Annotated in this window: 13 protein-coding genes and 1 tRNA gene; 3 read left to right on the top strand and 11 right to left on the bottom strand. The window is 69.7% G+C overall.

The features are described from left to right. Positions 1 to 63 precede the first annotated feature (63 nt). The 11 genes from ACT3T9_RS04420 to ACT3T9_RS04370 form a co-directional block, all read right to left on the bottom strand. Positions 64 to 149: transfer RNA gene (locus ACT3T9_RS04420), tRNA-Leu, on the bottom strand. 92 nt (positions 150 to 241) lie between these two features. Then, positions 242 to 673, bottom strand: a complete 432-nt coding sequence (locus ACT3T9_RS04415; protein WP_441443000.1) for a hypothetical protein — start codon at positions 671 to 673, stop codon at positions 242 to 244. Between the two features lie 172 nt (positions 674 to 845). After that, positions 846 to 1,721, bottom strand: coding sequence for a shikimate dehydrogenase (locus ACT3T9_RS04410; RefSeq protein ID WP_441442999.1), 876 nt, complete (start codon positions 1,719 to 1,721; stop codon positions 846 to 848). Beyond that, positions 1,700 to 2,887 (bottom strand): endolytic transglycosylase MltG, encoded by a 1,188-nt coding sequence (gene mltG, locus ACT3T9_RS04405; RefSeq protein WP_441442998.1) that lies wholly within the window; start codon positions 2,885 to 2,887, stop codon positions 1,700 to 1,702. The genes ACT3T9_RS04410 and mltG overlap by 22 nt, the downstream gene beginning before the upstream one ends. After that, positions 2,884 to 3,414 carry a Holliday junction resolvase RuvX gene (gene ruvX / locus ACT3T9_RS04400; protein ID WP_441442997.1) on the bottom strand — a complete coding sequence of 177 codons (531 nt, stop codon included), beginning with the start codon at positions 3,412 to 3,414 and terminating at the stop codon, positions 2,884 to 2,886. The genes mltG and ruvX overlap by 4 nt, the downstream gene beginning before the upstream one ends. After that, positions 3,411 to 6,119, bottom strand: a complete 2,709-nt coding sequence (gene alaS / locus ACT3T9_RS04395; protein WP_444501873.1) for an alanine--tRNA ligase — start codon at positions 6,117 to 6,119, stop codon at positions 3,411 to 3,413. The genes ruvX and alaS overlap by 4 nt, the downstream gene beginning before the upstream one ends. A gap of 134 nt (positions 6,120 to 6,253) precedes the next feature. Continuing rightward, positions 6,254 to 6,880, bottom strand: coding sequence for a 30S ribosomal protein S4 (gene rpsD, locus ACT3T9_RS04390; protein ID WP_299305334.1), 627 nt, complete (start codon positions 6,878 to 6,880; stop codon positions 6,254 to 6,256). A gap of 277 nt (positions 6,881 to 7,157) precedes the next feature. Continuing rightward, a complete protein-coding gene (locus ACT3T9_RS04385; RefSeq protein ID WP_444606037.1) occupies positions 7,158 to 8,519 on the bottom strand; it encodes a replication-associated recombination protein A in 1,362 nt (453 codons plus the stop codon). A 43-nt stretch (positions 8,520 to 8,562) separates the two neighbouring features. Beyond that, positions 8,563 to 9,669 carry a quinone-dependent dihydroorotate dehydrogenase gene (locus tag ACT3T9_RS04380; RefSeq protein ID WP_444606036.1) on the bottom strand — a complete coding sequence of 369 codons (1,107 nt, stop codon included), beginning with the start codon at positions 9,667 to 9,669 and terminating at the stop codon, positions 8,563 to 8,565. Between the two features lie 33 nt (positions 9,670 to 9,702). Continuing rightward, positions 9,703 to 10,194, bottom strand: coding sequence for a hypothetical protein (locus tag ACT3T9_RS04375; protein ID WP_444606035.1), 492 nt, complete (start codon positions 10,192 to 10,194; stop codon positions 9,703 to 9,705). Further along, positions 10,191 to 10,553 carry a hypothetical protein gene (locus ACT3T9_RS04370; protein WP_444606034.1) on the bottom strand — a complete coding sequence of 121 codons (363 nt, stop codon included), beginning with the start codon at positions 10,551 to 10,553 and terminating at the stop codon, positions 10,191 to 10,193. The genes ACT3T9_RS04375 and ACT3T9_RS04370 overlap by 4 nt, the downstream gene beginning before the upstream one ends. 64 nt (positions 10,554 to 10,617) lie before the next feature. On the opposite strand from ACT3T9_RS04370, the gene ACT3T9_RS04365 reads away from it, so the two are divergent. From ACT3T9_RS04365 to sucB, 3 genes are all read left to right on the top strand, one after another. Further along, positions 10,618 to 12,108 (top strand): leucyl aminopeptidase, encoded by a 1,491-nt coding sequence (locus ACT3T9_RS04365; RefSeq protein ID WP_444606033.1) that lies wholly within the window; start codon positions 10,618 to 10,620, stop codon positions 12,106 to 12,108. Positions 12,109 to 12,255: 147 nt separating this feature from the next. After that, positions 12,256 to 13,659 carry a dihydrolipoyl dehydrogenase gene (lpdA, locus tag ACT3T9_RS04360; RefSeq protein WP_441442990.1) on the top strand — a complete coding sequence of 468 codons (1,404 nt, stop codon included), beginning with the start codon at positions 12,256 to 12,258 and terminating at the stop codon, positions 13,657 to 13,659. A 23-nt stretch (positions 13,660 to 13,682) separates the two neighbouring features. Continuing rightward, entirely contained in the window at positions 13,683 to 15,515 is a 1,833-nt protein-coding gene (gene sucB, locus ACT3T9_RS04355; protein ID WP_444606032.1) for a 2-oxoglutarate dehydrogenase, E2 component, dihydrolipoamide succinyltransferase, read from the top strand. The last annotated feature ends 15 nt before the right edge of the window (positions 15,516 to 15,530 follow it).

The raw sequence follows: 15,530 nt of genomic DNA, 5'->3' as shown, positions 1-15,530 counted from the left end.
CGGCGATGGATCCGGGAATGCGAAGAGCCCCTCTCCACAGTGTGGAGCGGGGCTCTATTCGCGTGTCCGGAGGGGGACTTGAACCCCCACGCCCGATAAAGGGCACTAGCACCTCAAGCTAGCGCGTCTACCAATTCCGCCACCCGGACGGGTGATCGCCGTAGCGACTAGAGCAGATTAGCACGCACCTGCGGATGGTTCGCACCCGAAAGCGGCACTGCCAGGGCGAACGTGAAGACAATCACGCCGGGGCTCCGACGCGGCCTTCCGCCATCATGGAGTGGAGCAGCACCAGGACCGCCTCGACGCGGGCTGCCAGCAGCCCATCGGGGTTCGGTAGCCGTGCGGCGAGGTCTTGGAGGGCGGCCGCACAGAGCACGGTCATCGTTGCGTCGGGCGTCTCCATGAGGTGCGCAGACCACTCCCCCATGGAGCTCAGCAGTGCGGAGAGCTCATCGGTCGCGGTGCGCCGACTCTCGGTGAGCAGCTCCACCCGGGCTCGGGCCGCGAGCGCCGTGCAGCGCCGCAGCACCGCGACCGACTCGTCGGCATCGATGGGGACCCTGTCGGGTTCCGCCGCAGCCCCTCGCCGATCTCCCCTCGAGGAAGGCTGGCCGAGGCCGACCTGGGCCACCGCATCGATCTGTTCGCCCGCTTCGCGCTCCAGCTCCATGAGTCACTTCCCTCGTGCTCTCCCCGGGCCCGTCGGGCCTGTCCGTCGTCCATGACTTTACCCATGCTTTACCTGTGGAGACAAGGGTCTTTACCAGCTGGAAGACGAGGCCTGATGAGAGCTGGAGCCTGCCGGGTGACCAGGCCTGCTGGGGCGGAGCCGAGATGCTCGCTCAGACCTCGGTGACGGACCTGCGCCGGGCCAGTTCCGTGCGCGCTGCAGCGAGCATCTCCCGCACCGGCGCGGCCGGGATCGCGAGCATGGAACGGAGCTGCATATCGGCCTGGTGCGCCAGCATCTCGAGTCCGTCCGCCACCTCGCCCCCGCAGCTCTGGATCACCTCGGCGATCGGCGCGGGCCATGGGTCGTAGAGCACGTCGAGGACCACCCCGGGCACGGCGAGATCGGACTGAGCCCGCCATTGCTCGGCGACCGCACGGGCCCCCTCGATGGCCAAGGCGCTGACCACCACATCTGCGGCGAGCACCTCGTGATGCCGCTCCCAGGGGATCTGCTCCACGGCCACCCCACGGATGGCGGCATACTCCTCGAGCGATGCGAGCTTGTGCGCGCTGCGGGCCGAGAGCAGCACCCTCTGCACACCGAGCTCCGCCAGGGCGGCGAGGGCGCTCAGGGCGGTGGCACCCGAGCCGAGCACGGCACCGGTCTCCGGAGCGGCGGCACCGTGGTCCTGCAGTGCGGCGACGATGCCGTGGACGTCGTGGTTCTCGGCGCGCCATCCCTGGCCGGTGCGGATCAGGGTGTTGGAGATGCCGAGCTGGCGGGACGTCTCGTCGGCCTCGGAACCCAGCGAGAAAGCCTCGGGCTTGCCCGGCATGGTCACGCTGAGGCCCTGCAGCCCCCGCCCGGGACCCTGGCGGAGGAACTGCGCGAGCTCCCCGGCGCGCACCTGATGACGTTCGTAGACGGCGTCCGTGATGCCGAGCGCCTCATAGGCGGTGCGGTGGAGGATGGGCGAGAGGGAGTGCTCGACCGGCGAGCCGACCACCGCGAACCGACGCGGGCTCATCCCTTCGCGTCCGCCCATTCCTGCCACTCCTTGACGTTCTCCTCGTGCTCGGCCCAGGTGGCCGCGAACTTCGTCTCCCCGGTGTCGGTGTTCACGCTGACGAAGTACAGCCAGTCACCTTCAGGCGGCGCGTCGACGGCATCCAGCGCATTGGCCCCGGGCGCGGCGATCGGTCCAGGCGGCAGCCCCTGGTACTTGTACGTGTTGTAGGGGCTGTCCGTGGCGCGCTCCGCATCGGAGGTCCCCACGCTCGCGGACTTCCCGGTCACGTAGTGGACGGTGGAGTCGAACTGGAGCTTCATCGGCTTCCCCTTGGCCTCGCCGGCCCCCTCCAGACGGTTCTCGATGGTCCGCACGACCTTGCCGTAGTCCTCGGGTTTGCGCACCTCCATCTCCGCGAGGGAGGCGATGGTCAGCGACTCGTGCCACTGCTCCTGCGGGATGTCACGAGCGGTCAGCTCCTTCTCCATCCGATCCCACATCATCTGGATGACATCCTCGGCGGTGGCATCCTCGTAGATGTCATAGCGGCCGGGCCAGAGGTAGCCCTCGAGCGATCCGGCAGCGTTCTCGGGGATCCCGTAGCTGGTGTAGTCCTCGGCCGCAGCGGTGAAATCCTCGACCGGGATATCCGTCTCCGCAGCCAGCTGCTCCCAGATCTGGGTCAGCCGCTTCCCCTCGGGGATGATCACCCTCTGGCCGGCGAGGTTCGACGGATCCAGCAGTGCCTCCAGCGCATCCGCGGAGGTCATCTCCAGCTTCAGGCGGTAGATGCCGGGCTCGATGCGAGCGGCCTCGGGAGTGTTGGAGAAGAGGTTGACGAATGGGCCGGCGCTCTTGATCACTCCCATCTCCACGAGCGTGCCGGCGATGTCGGTACCGGTGTCGCCTTCGGCCACCTCGACCACCGCCTCGCCGCTGCCGGGCCCCGGATAGTCTGCGGCCTCCTGCTCGAGGCTGACGTTGGACGTGATCCAGCGGTACCCCTGGATCCCGCCGACGATGAGCCCGCCCACCACCAGCAGCACCAGCAGCACCGGCAGCACCCCCCGCAGGAATCCGTGGCGTCGACGCGACCGCTTGGGCCCTCTGCGACGTCCGCGTGCGCCATCCCGACCCGCCGCTGCGGGCTCGCCGCCCTGAGAATCCGCCAGGTCGACGAAGGAGAGCTCCTCGTCGTTCACAGGGTGTCCTCCTCGGTCGATGGCGGGATGGCGGTGGCGGGCACCCGCTCACCAGCGCGCGCCGCGGTGGACCGTTCGATGTCCAGCGCCTGCTGGAGGATCATCACTGCGGCCACCTGGTCGACGACCTGGCGGTGCTTGCGGCCCTTCCTGCCGGAGCTGTGGAGCGCCTTGTGCGCGGAGACGGTCGTCAGCCGTTCGTCGATGAGCCTGACCTCGAGCTCCGGAGAGCCTGCGGCGAGCTCCACGGCGAAGGTTCGCGCCTTCTGTGCCGCGACGCCTTCAGTGCCGTTCAACGACCGTGGGAGCCCCACCATGATGACATGCGCGTCGAGCTCCGCAGCCTCTGCCAGCACTCGCCCCACCGCCGTGTCACGGGCGAGGGTCTCGACCGGAGTGGCGATCATCCCGTCGAGGTCGCTGCGTGCCAGACCGACCCGCACATCACCGACGTCGACCCCGAGCCTGACCCCGCGGGGCAGCGACGGGGGCTGCTGTCGGGACTCCTCGCCGTTGCCCGGGCTCATGCGTCCTGAGCCGCCTCGATCGCCGCGTGCACAGCGGCCAGTGCCGCAGGCACCTGGGCGGGCTCGCCGCCGCCGCCCTGCGCCATGTCCGGCTTGCCACCGCCACGGCCACCCATCGCCTCGGCCGCGATGCGCAGCAGGGAGCCCGCGGCGAGGCCACGCTCGCGCGCGGCGGCGTTGGTGGCGATCACCAGGGCCGCCCGACCGCTCTCGTGGCCGGCGACCGCGACCGTCACCGGCGAGTCCTCGCCGAGCCGGGAGCGGAGGTCGAGGGCGAGGGTGCGCAGATCTCCTGCGGCGACACCTTCACCGGCATCGTGCGTCAGCACCCGGATGCCGGCGACCTCGGTGGTGGAGTCCACGAGTCGCCCGGCCTCAGCCTGCAGCTGCTGGCCGCGCAGCGCCGCGAGCTGCTTCTCCATGTCCTTCATCCGCTGGGTGAGGACGCGCACCCGCTCGGGCAGCTCCTCGGCGGCGCCGACCTTCAGCAGCTCGGACAGCTGGGAGACCAGTGCGTGCTCCTTGGCCTGGTGGCGGTAGGCGGAGAGCCCCACCAGCGCGTCGACGCGCCGCACCCCGCTGCCGATGGACGCCTCGCCCATCAGCTGCACGGTGCCGATCGCGCCGGTGCTGGAGACATGGGTGCCGCCGCACAGCTCACGGGACCAGTCACCGCCGATGGAGACCACGCGCACGACCTCCCCGTACTTCTCGCCGAACAGCGCCTGCGCGCCGAGGGACTTGGCCTCGTCCAAGGACATCTGCTGGTCGGTGACGGTCAGCTCGTCCTGCAGGAGCGTGTTCACGCGGCCCTCGATCTGCTCGAGCACCGACTTCGGCACGGCCTGGCCGTAGCGGAAGTCGAAGCGCATCCTGCCCGGGGAGTTCTCGGAGCCGGCCTGGGTGGCGCTGTGGCCGAGCTCCTCGCGCAGGGACTCGTGGACCATGTGGGTGGCGGTGTGGGCGCGGGCGATGGCGCCGCGTCGTTCGCCGTCGATGGTCGCGATCGCGGAGGCGCCCTGCGCGAGAGAGCCCTCGACGAGGCGCCCGCGATGGACGATCAGTCCGCGCACGGGCTTCTGCACGTCGTCGACCTCGATCAGGCCGCCGCCGGTGAGCGTGATGCGGCCCTGATCGGCGAGCTGGCCGCCGGACTCCGCGTAGAAGGGGGTGGAGGCGAGGACGACCTCGACCTGGGCCGGGGCCTCGACGGCGGTGACCAGCTTGCCGTCCACCAGCACCGACTCGACCGTGGTGGCGACGGTGTCCTCGGTGTATCCCAGGAAGGGCACCTCGCCGCCGCGCTCGGTGAGCAGCCGGTTGTAGATCGCGGTGTCGGTGTGTCCGGACTTCTTCGCGGCGGCGTCGGCACGCGCGCGCTCGCGCTGCTCCTGCATCGCTCCGCGGAAGGCGTCCGCGTCGACCTGCAGCCCGACCTCCTGCGCCATCTCCATGGTGAGGTCGATGGGGAAGCCGTAGGTGTCATGGAGGCGGAAGGCGTCGTCGCCGGCCAGGACCCGGCCGCCGCCGTTCTTCACCTCGCCCGCGAGCTGCTCGAAGATGGAGGTGCCCGTCTCCAGGGTGCGACGGAACGCCTCCTCCTCGGCGTAGACGATCTCGCTGATCCGCGGGAAGTCCGCCTCGAGCTCGGGATAGGACTCGACCATCAGGGATTTCGAGATCGGCAGCAGCGCGGGCATCGACGGCTGCGCGTAGCCGAGCAGCCGCATCGAGCGCACCGCCCGCCGGATCAGCCGGCGCAGCACGTAGCCGCGTCCCTCGTTGCCCGGGCGCACCCCGTCGGAGACCAGCATCAGCGCGCTGCGCACATGGTCGCCGATGATCCGCAGGTGGACGTCGTCCTCCTCGTCCCCGCCGTAGGCACGGCCCGAGAGCTCCTGCGCCTTCTCGATGACCGGGAAGATCTGGTCGATCTCGTACATGTTCTGCTTGCCCTGCAGCAGGTAGGCGACGCGCTCGACGCCGAGACCGGTGTCGATGGACTTCTGGTCCAGCTCGCCGAGGAGGGGGTAGTCCTTGCCCTTGCCCTCGCCGCGCAGGTACTGGTCGAAGACCAGATTCCAGATCTCGATGTAGCGGTCCTCGCCCTTCTCGTCTCCGGGCCATTCGGGGACGGTGCCGGTGACGGCGTCGGGTCCGTACTCGGGGCCGCGGTCGTAGTGCCACTCGCCGCACGGACCGGCGGGACCGGGCTGGCCGGTGTCCCAGAAGATCTCCTCGCGCGGCAGGCGCACCACGCGCTGCGGGTCCAGGCCCACGACCTCCGTGACGTGGCGGTAGGACTCCTCGTCCTGCTCCCAGACGGTGAACCAGAGGCGCTCGGGGTCGAACCCGAAGCCGCCATCGTCCTGGGAGGTGGTCAGCAGCTCCCAGGAGAAGTCGATCGCTCCGGTCTTGAAGTAGTCGCCGAAGGAGAAGTTCCCGGCCATCTGGAAGAAGGTGCCGTGGCGCGTGGTGCGGCCGACGTTCTCGATGTCATTGGTGCGGATGCACTTCTGGACGCTCGCCGCGCGGGGGTAGGGAGACTTCTCCGTCCCGACGATGTACGGGATGAAGGGGACCATCCCGGCGATCGTGAACAGGATCGACGGGTCGGAGGACACCAGCGAGCTGCTGGGCACGATCTCGTGGTTCTTCTTCGCGAAGAAATCGAGCCAGCGATGACGGATCTCGGAGGTGCGCATGGTCGGGAGGTGTCCTTCCTGGAACAGCCGGGGTGGGCCCGCTCTGCGGGCGAGGTGCTTCTGCGGACACGAAGGCCCCGGTCAGGGTACCGGAGTACACCCGCCGGGGCCTGTCGCGCCGCGGTGAAGAAAGGTCAGCGAGCGTAGTACTCGACGACCATCTGGACCTCACAGGTCACGGGGACCTCAGCGCGCTTGGGGCGCGCGACGAGCTGGGCCTTCAGCTCGGGAAGCTCGACCGAGAGGTACGAGGGGGTCTTGGCGAGGACGTCGGAGTTGCCGCCCTCAGCAGCGATCTGGAACGACTCCATCGCCTGTGACTTGGGCTTGACCTGGATGGTCTGGCCCGGGGAGACGCGGTACGAGGGACGGTCCACCAGCTTGCCGTCGACCAGGATGTGGCGGTGCACCACGGCCTGGCGGGCCTGGAGGGTGGTGCGGGCGAAGCCGGAGCGCAGGACGAGCGCGTCCAGGCGCATCTCCAGCAGCTCGACCATGCTCTCACCCGTCAGACCGGGCTCCTTCTTGGCGTCCAGGTAGGCGCGGTGCATCTGCTTCTCGCGGATTCCGTACTGCGCGCGCAGACGCTGCTTCTCCTTGAGTCGCACTGCGTAGTCCGACTCGGTGCGGCGGCGAGCACGACCGTGCTCGCCCGGGGGGTACGGGCGCTTCTCGAAGTACTTGACGGACTTCGGGGTGAGCGGGAGCCCAAGGGCTCGAGAGAGGCGCGCCTGGCGGCGCGCACGGGTGACGTTGGTCACGAGGTATACCTCTTGTTCGCGTGTGTTGAATCCAGTCTTGCAGCCGCGGATTCAGCGACCCACATTACCGCAGCAACTCCTCGAGGTCCACGATCGACGACGCTGGTCACGCCTTGCTTCCTGTGGAGTGCCTCACGCCGGCTCCCGGCCGGGGCGGCGTGCCTGGTGCGGCGCCTCAGCGCCCCCGCGCATCGCCCCGCGCAGCAGCTCATCGGCGTCCGTGCATTTCAGCATCGCAGCGCCACCTCCGCTATCGCAGCGCCACCTCAGCTCGAGGTCACGAGCGCAGGATCCGTCGCAGCGCCTCGACCCGGCTCCGGGTGCGCTCCTCGTTCCCGTGGCCCTTGGGGTGGTAGTAGTCCACGCCCACCAGGTCATCGGGTGCGTACTGCTGGGCCACCACCCCGTGCGGGGCGTCATGCGCGTACCGGTACTCGGTGCCGTGCCCGAGCTTCTTCGCGCCGGAGTAGTGCGCATCGCGCAGGTGCGCCGGGATGCCCTGGCCCTTCCCCGCCCGGACATCGGCGATGGCCGCATCGAGTGCCTGGTAGGAGGCGTTGGACTTGGGCGCGGTGGCGATATGGACCACGGCCTGTGCGAGCGGGATCCTCCCTTCGGGCATGCCGAGCATCTGCACCGCCTGCATCGCGGCGACGGCGACCTGGAGGGCGCTCGGATCGGCCATGCCGACCTCCTCCCCGGCGGCGATCACCACTCGGCGGGCGATGAAGCGGGGGTCTTCCCCCGCCTCGATCATCCGCGCCAGGTAGTGCAGGGCTGCGTCGACATCGCTGCCGCGCATCGACTTGATGAAGGCGCTGGTGACGTCATAATGCTGGTCCCCGGCCCGGTCGTAGCGCACGGCGGCTCGGTTGACGGCCTGGGAGAGCACCGCAGCATCGATCTCCGGGGTCTCCTTCATCAGCGCCGCCGCCGCGGCCGCCTCGAGGGATGTGAGGATCTTGCGGGCGTCCCCGCCGCCGAGCCGCAGCAGCGCCTCGCGAGCGTCGTCGGTCAGGGTCACGGAGCCCGCCAGGCCGCGCACGTCCTCGAGCGCACGATCGACGAGCGCGTCGAGGTCCTCCTGCTCCAGCGACTCGAGGGTGAGCACGATCGAGCGGGAGAGCAGCGGCGAGATGACCGAGAAGTAAGGGTTCTCCGTGGTCGCGGCGATCAGCGTGACCCAGCGGTTCTCGACGCTCGGCAGCAGGGCGTCCTGCTGGGATTTGGAGAAGCGGTGCACCTCGTCGACGAACAGCACCGTCTCGCGACCGATCGTCCGCAGCCGGGAGCGGGCCTGGTCCACGACCTCACGGATGTCCTTGACGCCGGCGAGGACGGCGGAGACCTCGACGAACTCGCGATCGCCGGACTGTGCGACGACGTAGGCCAGGGTGGTCTTGCCGGTGCCGGGCGGGCCCCACAGGATCAGGGAGCTGGGCGCGGTGCGGGAGTCGTCGGCTCCGACCAGGCGCCGCAGGGGGCTGCCCGGCTTGAGCGCGTCGCGCTGCCCCACCACCTCCTCGAGGGAGCGCGGGCGCATTCGCACCGCGAGCGGTGCGCGGTGGTCGCGGTTGCGATCCGAGAGCGTGCGCGGTGCGGGTTCATCGCCGCTCAGCGAGAAGAGGTCCTCGTCCATCCCCCCAGCCTAGGCCGAGGTGGCGACGCGGGCGCGCCGGGGCTCAGCGGCGGGGATCGAGCTCACGGGAGAGCCGTCCGGGCCACGCGGGGCCCTCGTAGATCATCGCGGTGTAGCCCTGGACCAGATCTGCGCCGGCATCGAGGCGGTCGCGCACGTCCTGGGCGCTGGTCACGCCGCCGCAGCTGATGATCACCGCGTCCTGCGGAAGGGTGGTGCGCAGCAGCTGCAGCACCTGCATCGAGCGGTCGGCGAGAATCGGCCCGGAGAGCCCGCCGGCACCGATCTGCTCGACCCGAGAGCGCGCGGTCGCCAGTGAGTCCGGGCGGGCGATGGTGGTGTTGGTCGCGATCACGCCCGCCAGCCCCACCTCGGCGGCGAGCCGGGCGACCGCCTGCACATCGCCGTCATGCAGATCAGGGGCGATCTTGACCAGCACCGGCACCTCCCGACGCAGCCGGGTCCGTACCGCAACAGCTTCCTGGACCACCGCCTCGAGGATCGGTCGGAGCATCTCGACGCTCTGGAGATCCCGCAGTCCGGGGGTGTTCGGGCTGGAGACGTTGATGGCGAGATAGCTGGCGTAGGGGGCGAGCAGCCGGGCGGAGAAGCGGTAGTCCTCAGCGGCGTCCTCGAGGGTGGTCACCTTGGACTTGCCGATGTTCACGCCGATCACGGCGCGCTGGCCACGTTCGGTGCGGCGCGCTCTGGCCAGCCGACGCTCCAGCGCCTGAGCTCCGTGGTTGTTGAAGCCCATACGGTTGATCAGGGCCCGGTCCTCGACCAGCCGGAAGGATCGCGGCCGGGGGTTCCCGGGCTGTGCCTTGGCGGTCACGGTGCCCACCTCGACATGGCCGAAGCCGAGATCGAGCAGTGCCAGCGGCACCTCGCCGTCCTTGTCGAAGCCTGCGGCCAAGCCCAGCGGGCTGCGGTGCTCGGCGCCGAGCACCCGGCGGGTGGGCCCGGTGTCCCGCAGCGGGTCCGTGCCGCCGAACAGGGCCCGCAGCAGCTGCGGGCCTCCCGGCAGGCGATGAGCGTTTGCGAGCGCCCGCACCGTGAGCCGATGAGCCTGTTCCGGGTCGAGCCGGCTCAGCACGCGGCGGAAGAGCACGTCATAGGGCCCACGTCGAGGGGCGTCGTCAGGGGTCACGAGGGATACCGTACGCGTTCCTGGTCGCGGATCTCAGTCCGCAGGTCCCGAACGGCGTACTCGCGGTGCTCGCGACAGGTAGAACAGGGCGAGCACGGGCAGCAGCAGGGGGACGAAGCCGTAGTCCTTGCCGTAGACGCCCCAGACCGTCCCATCCGGGAACAGCGCCGGATCGAGCAGGGTGAGGGTGCCGACGATGAGCACCCCCGCGAGTTCCGCGATGCACAGCGCCCTCGCCACCGGGGAGCCGCGGCCGCGACGCACCAGAGCGATGGTGACGGCGATGTAGGTCACGGCGGCGAGCAGGGAGAGGCTGTACGCGACCGGTGCGAAGGAGAAGTCACGCAGCACCTGCACCAGGCTGCGCGCGGTCGCCGACAGCGCGAAGATGCCGTACACCGCGATCAGCACGATCTCGAAGCCGCGCCCGGCGCGCTCGGGGCGACCCGGCGACGCCGCCGCCGCGCCCTTGCCGTGCTCAGCGCCCTTGACGTTCTTGACGTTCTCGACGTTCTCGACGTTCATGCGAAGCCTCCCGGCCAGATCTGCTCCAACCGCATCAGCAGCACCATGGAGACCGCCGCGCAGACGGCGATGACGAGGCTTCCCCAGCGGCTGCGTTCGAACAGTCCCATCCAGCCGCCGCCGACCGCCATCAGCAGAGCCGTGAGGAGATAGCCGTAGAGGGTGACCCGCTCGGGAGGGTTCCCGCCGGCGAGGTCCTTGAGCCCCAGGGCGATGCCCAGCACGGCCCAGGACGCGGCCAGCAGGGCGCACGCGCCCAGCAGCACCAGATCGGCGTTCAGGTCACGCGCTGTGTAGTAGATCCCGAGCAGGGCGGTCAGCCCGCCCAGCACCACGACCACGATGCTCAGCACCGTCATCTGCCTCTCCGCCCTCCTCCGTGGTACGCCGACATCGTGTCCGGCCCGCCCCTACGATAGAGCTATGCCCACCATCACCATCACCATCACCATCACCGATGCATCTCTGCGCGACGTCGCTGCCGACGTCCTCATCCTCCCCCTCCTCGCGGGCGCCGACCGCGCCCCCGCGACGGTGCCCGGCGCACCGGAGATCTCCGAGGCCATCTCGGGTCTCGATGCCTCCACCGCCCGAGGCGATCTCCACCGGATCCCCTCCTACGGACTGGCCTCCGCAACCTCGCTGCTGCTGGTCGGCCTCGGTGACGAGGATCTCGCCAAGGTCGAGGACGAGGACCTCCGGCTCGCCTTCGGCGCGGCCACCCGCTCGCTCGCCGGGGTCGAGAACGCCGCGATCGCCGTGCCCACCGCCACCACGCAGCAGCGCGCCGCAGCCCTCGAGGGCGCCGCGCTCGGCGCCTACACCTTCACCACCTACAAGACCGGCACCGGTGCCGGTGCACCGAAGGCCGCCCTCGCAGCCCTCACCCTGATCACCGAGGGCGACGCCGACGCCGCCCAGACCGCGGTCGACCACTCCGGCGTGCTCGCCGAGATCGTCGGCATCGTGCGCGACCTCGTCAACACGCCCCCGAACCTGCTCCATCCCGCCGAGTTCGCCCGCCGCGCCGAGGAGCTCGTCGCCGAGCTGCCGATCACGGTGACCGTCCTGGACGAGAAGCAGCTTGCCGAGGGCGGCTACGGCGGCATCGTCGGCGTCGGCCAGGGATCGACCCGCCCGCCGCGCCTGGTGCGCCTGGAGTACGCCCCCGCGAAGGCCACCAGCTCTGTCGCCCTGGTCGGCAAGGGCATCACCTTCGACACCGGCGGCATCTCGCTCAAGCCCGCGGCCGGCATGGACGACATGACCTCCGACATGACCGGCGCCGCCACCGTGCTGGCGGCAGCTGTCGGTGCCGCCCGCCTCGGCCTCGAGGTCAAGGTCACCACCTACCTCGCCCTGGCCGAGAACATGCCCGGCGGTGGGGCTCAGCGCCCCGGTGACGTGGTCACCATGCGCAATGGGAGGACTGTCGAGGTGCTCAACACCGATGCGGAGGGGCGGATGGTGATGGCCGACGCGCTGGTCGATGCGGTCGCCGAGAACCCCGATCTGGTGGTCGACGTCGCCACCCTCACCGGTGCGGCGGTGGTGGCGCTGGGCAAGCGCACCGCCGGCGTGATGGGCACCTCCGAGGGCCGCGACCTCGTGATGGCGGCCTCTAAGACCACCGGCGAGCCGTTCTGGCCGCTCCCCTTCCCCAGCGAGCTGCGTGCCGATCTCACCGGCCGCGTCGCTGATCTGCGCAACATCGGGGACCGACCGGGCGGTGCGCTCTCGGCGGGCATCTTCCTGGCCGAGTTCGTGGGCGATACCCAGTGGGCGCATCTGGACATCGCGGGACCGGGCTACGCCTCCTCGCCCCTGGGCTACATGGGCAAGGGCGCCACCGGGATGAGCACCCGCACCGTGCTGCAGATCCTCGCGGACGTCGCCTCACGCCCCGCACCGTGATGCGCACCGCACCACAGCACTGAGAGATCGCGCGAAGCATTCGGCCCGGCGCCGCCTGGTGGCCTAGCATGGGACACGCAGGCGGCGCCGTCGGCCATCCAGGTCCGGGCGGGTCGCGGAGTGACGTATACACCGAGGAGCACACAGGTGGCGGAGACAACCACTGACCAGTTCGACGTCGTGATCCTGGGCGGTGGCAGCGGCGGCTATGCGGCCGCGCTGCGCGGAGCCCAGCTCGGCCAGAAGATCGCGCTCGTGGAGAAGGACAAGCTCGGTGGCACCTGCCTGCACCGCGGCTGTGTCCCGACCAAGGCGCTGCTGCACGTCGGCGAGCTCGCCGACGCCCCGTCCGAGGCCGCTGATGCCGGCGTCGACCTCACTCTGAACGGCATCGATGCCGCGAAGGTGCTCGGCTTCAAGGACAAGATCATCGGCCGGCTCTACAAGGGCCTGCAGGGCCTGGTGAAGTCGCGCAAGGTCGAGTACGTCGAGGGCTTCGGCACGCTCACGGGACCGAACACCGTCTCGGTCGAGACCGAGTCCGGCACCCGCACCCTGACCGGCAAGAACATCATCCTGGCCTCCGGCTCGTACTCGAAGACCCTTCCGGGCATCGACCTCGGCGGCCGCTTCCTCGACTCCGAGGCCGCGTTGCAGCTGCCCGAGATCCCCAAGAACCCCATCATCCTGGGCGGCGGCGTGATCGGGGTCGAGTTCGCCTCGATCTGGAAGTCGCTCGGCGCGGAGTCCGTGACCATCATCGAAGGCCTCCCCCACCTGGTCGCCAACGAGGACGAGGCGCTGTCCAAGGCACTCGAGCGCGCGTACAAGAAGCGCGGGATCAAGTTCTCGCTGGGCATCTTCACCGAGAAGGCCGAGCAGACCGAGTCCGGGGTGAAGGTCACCCTCGCCGACGGCAAGGTCTTCGAGGGCGACTACCTGCTGGTCGCTGTGGGTCGTGGCCCGAACACCTCAGGGCTCGGCTACGAGGAGCAGGGCATCGAGATGGATCGCGGCTTCGTGCTCGCGAACAACGAGACCCTCGAGACCAACGTCCCCGGCGTCTACGCCGTGGGTGACATCGTCCCCGGCCTGCAGCTCGCGCACCGCGGCTTCGCCCAGGGCATCTTCGTGGCCGAGCGGATCGGCGGCCTGAACCCGGCACCGATCGTCGAGTCCGGCATCGAGCGGATCACCTATTGCGAGCCCGAGCTCGGTTCCGTGGGTCTGTCCGAGAAGCAGGCCAAGGAGCAGCTGGGCGAGGACGCCGTCGAGGTCTACGAGTACAACCTCGGTGGCAACGGCAAGTCCCAGATCCTCGGCACCACCGGCTTCATCAAGCTCGTCCGCGAGAAGGACGGGCCCATCATCGGCGTCCACATGATCGGCTCGCGCACCTCCGAGCTCATGGGCGAGGCGCTGCTCATCGTCAACTGGGAGGCCTACCCCGAGGATGTCGCCTCCCTCATCCACGGCCACCCCTCGCAGCACGAGGCCCTGGGCGAAGCTGCGCTCGCCCTCGCCGGCAAGCCGCTGCACGCCCACGCCTGAATCTTCCAGGAGGAGAAACCCCCATGTCTGAAACCGTGAAGATGCCGGCACTCGGCGAGTCTGTCACCGAGGGCACCGTCACCCGCTGGCTCAAGGCCGTGGGCGACACCGTCGAGGTCGACGAGCCGCTGCTGGAGGTCTCGACCGACAAGGTCGACACCGAGATCCCCTCGCCCGTCGCGGGTACCATCGAGAAGATCCTGGTCGAGGAGGACGAGGACGCCGAGGTCGGCGCCGATCTCGTCGTCATCGGCGATGGTTCCGGCTCTGAGGCTGCCGGATCGGATGATTCCGGTGCTGAGGCCGCTTCCGAGGAGGAGGCCCCCGCCGAGTCGGAGGACGCTCCCGCCGAGGGCGAGGATCTCGCCTCCGACGAAACCGTCGCCCCGTCCACCGATGAGGAGGCTCCGGCCGGCGAGGACGAGAAGCCTGCCGAGGCTTCCGGCGATGCCGATTCCGGCACCTCCGGCGGCGCCGCCTCCGGTGAGGAGGTGACGATGCCCGCGCTCGGCGAGTCCGTCACCGAGGGCACCGTCACCCGCTGGCTCAAGGAGGTCGGCGACACCGTCGAGATCGACGAGCCGCTGCTCGAGGTCTCCACCGACAAGGTCGACACCGAGATCCCCTCCCCTGTCGCGGGCACCCTGCTGGAGATCAAGGTCCAGGAGGACGAGGACGCAGAGGTCGGCGCCGTGCTGGCAGTGGTCGGCTCCGGTGCTGCGGCCTCTGCTCCCGCAGAGCAGCCCTCCGCCCCGGCGCCCAAGGCTGAGGAGAAGCCTGCTGAGGCTCCCGAGGCCGAGGAGAAGCCTGCCGAGGCACCCAAGGCTGAGAAGGCTGAGGCTCCGAAGGCAGAGCCCGCGAAGGCTGAGGCCCCCAAGGCAGAGGCAGCTGCGGCGGCGCCGAAGGCCTCCGATGCCGTCTCCGGTGCGGAGTCCTCCGGCTATGTCACTCCGCTGGTGCGGAAGATGGCGGCCGAGGCCGGCGTCGACCTGTCGAACGTCAAGGGCTCCGGCCTGGGCGGACGCATCCGCAAGCAGGATGTGCAGCAGGCGATCGATGCGCAGAAGGCCGCCGCTTCGGCTCCTGCCGCCGCTGCGCCTGCAGCCGCCCCGGCAGCCCCCAAGGTCGAGGTCTCCTCGAAGCGTGGCACCGAGGAGAAGATGCCGCGCATCCGCAAGGTCATCGGCCAGCGGATGACGGAGTCGCTGCACGGGATGGCCCAGCTGACCACCGCGGTCGAGGTCGATCTGACCCGTATCGCGAAGCTGCGCGCCCGCGCCAAGGAGGACTTCGCCGCCCGTGAGGGTGCGAAGCTCACCTTCCTCCCGTTCCTGATGATGGCAGCGGTGGAGGGTCTGAAGACCTACCCGCAGCTGAACTCCAGCATCGAGGGCGACAAGATCGTCTACCACGGCTCCGAGAACATCGGCATGGCGGCAGACACCGAACGCGGTCTCGTGGTTCCCGTGATCCGCAATGCCGGCGATCTGAACCTGGCGGGCCTGGCTCGTCAGATCGGCGACCTGGGTGGCCGTGCCAGGGGCAACAAGCTGGTTCCGGACGATCTCGCCGGTGCCACGTTCACCATCACCAACACCGGTTCCGGCGGTGCGCTGTGGGACACCCCCATCGTCCCCGCGCCGCAGGTCGGCATCCTGGGCACCGGCACCATCACCAAGCGTCCGGCGGTCGTGCAGAACGCCGAGGGTGACGACACCATCGCCATCCGCTCGATGATGTACCTGTTCCTCTCCTACGACCACCGCATGGTCGACGGCGGCGACGCCGCACGCTTCCTCACCTTCATGAAGAAGCGGCTCGAGGAGGGCGCGTTCGAGGCAGAGCTGGGCCTGTGAGGTCCTGAGCTTCCT

Origin of the sequence: Brachybacterium sp. AOP29-B2-41 (assembly GCF_052378395.1) — a bacterium.
In the GTDB taxonomy this organism is placed as follows: domain Bacteria; phylum Actinomycetota; class Actinomycetes; order Actinomycetales; family Dermabacteraceae; genus Brachybacterium.
This window is presented reverse-complemented; position numbering and strand designations above follow the sequence as displayed.